This window comes from Chromobacterium sp. (assembly GCF_041912965.1).
In the GTDB taxonomy this organism is placed as follows: Bacteria; Pseudomonadota; Gammaproteobacteria; order Burkholderiales; family Chromobacteriaceae; genus Chromobacterium; species Chromobacterium aquaticum.
The window spans coordinates 1-1,215 of sequence record NZ_JAYSGF010000083.1 but is presented as its reverse complement, the minus strand read 5'-3'; the positions used below and the strand labels follow the sequence as shown (position 1 = coordinate 1,215).

The 1,215-nt window shown below is 41.8% G+C and carries 2 protein-coding genes; both read right to left on the bottom strand.

Translation table 11 applies throughout. The annotated features are described in order from the left end of the window. Window positions 1-71: 71 nt before the first annotated feature. Window positions 72-566, bottom strand: coding sequence for a surface-adhesin E family protein (locus ACE3QM_RS22555; RefSeq protein ID WP_374425043.1), 495 nt, complete (start codon window positions 564-566; stop codon window positions 72-74). 83 nt (window positions 567-649) lie between these two features. Then, a complete protein-coding gene (locus ACE3QM_RS22550; RefSeq protein ID WP_374425041.1) occupies window positions 650-892 on the bottom strand; it encodes a hypothetical protein in 243 nt (80 codons plus the stop codon). Between the last annotated feature and the right edge of the window lie 323 nt (window positions 893-1,215).

Below are 1,215 nucleotides of genomic sequence, written 5' to 3'. Positions count from 1 at the left end.
ATCAAAATCAAAATCAAAATCAAAATCAAAATCAAAATCAAAATCAAAATCAAAATCAAAATCAAAAATTTTTATTTTGGAGCAATATCAATTCCGGCGCTGACAATGGCATCTCTGGCTTTGTAAACGTCATTGTCAATAATTTTCCAATATTTCTCTTCTGACTTGTCATTTGGAAAGCTTGGTTCGCAAAATATTTTTAACATGGCCTCCCCAGTGGTGTCCGGAACTACCAATTCAGCTGGACCTTCTCTATTGCCAGATGAAATAAATTCCCCTTTTTCATCGTAGTCGGAATATGCGATTGTTTGGATTGTTCGTGCAGTACAACTAAATCTACGGCGCCAGGCAGTTGCCCAAGCCCCTTCCTTGTCTGGACTTGAAAGCCTGACTGTTTTTACCCAAATTGATACCGAACTTGGTGTCTTTTGTACGGTTTCAGAATCAAAGAAATAGGCAGTTTCATCGGATATAACCGCCATCCCATGCCAAGTTGCGGATGATGCTGTGGATGTAAATATGACTGATGAAGCGATTATTATTTTTGCAACTGATATTTTTTTCATTTGTGTGATCTTATTTTAGATAGAGATCTGGCTTGTTTGGACAGTTAGGCTGATAGCACGCGCTTGCGAGGAACGGGTAGCCATTATCCCTTGGCGCGTCTGCCGTCAATAAATCCTCGGTTATAGCCATCCCGGTATCCATCTTCACCAATTCGTGGAATTGGGCAAATCGGAGATATTGGTTTAATGCAGGAGAATTGGCCATAGCACCAGCCTTCCTTATAGCCGTCATCATAGCCATCGCAGAAATCATCACTGCTTAGATTGGCGGCATACACCGTTGCGCTCAACAGAAATATACCAATAACGGTTGCAACTTTCTTCATGATTCTTCTCCTCAGGGGAAAGGTTTGATGATGCTTGGTTACAAGTACCTGACTTTTTTATTGCATTCTAAATTTGATTAGCGAGCATTTTTTGTTCACCTTACACCATGTCTGGAATGTATTGGGAACTTATTGTTTGTTACAAATGCAACTCTATTAAGCTGCCGAAGGGCCGTCAATAAGAAAAATTCTTATTGTTTTGACCAAAATATGCAATTTGTAATTTGCTTATTTTCCCCGCGGCGGCACAGGGAACGGGGTGACGACTTTCTCGCCGGTGGCGGCGTCGCGGATGGCCGACTGGCCTTTGTGCGCCACTTCCT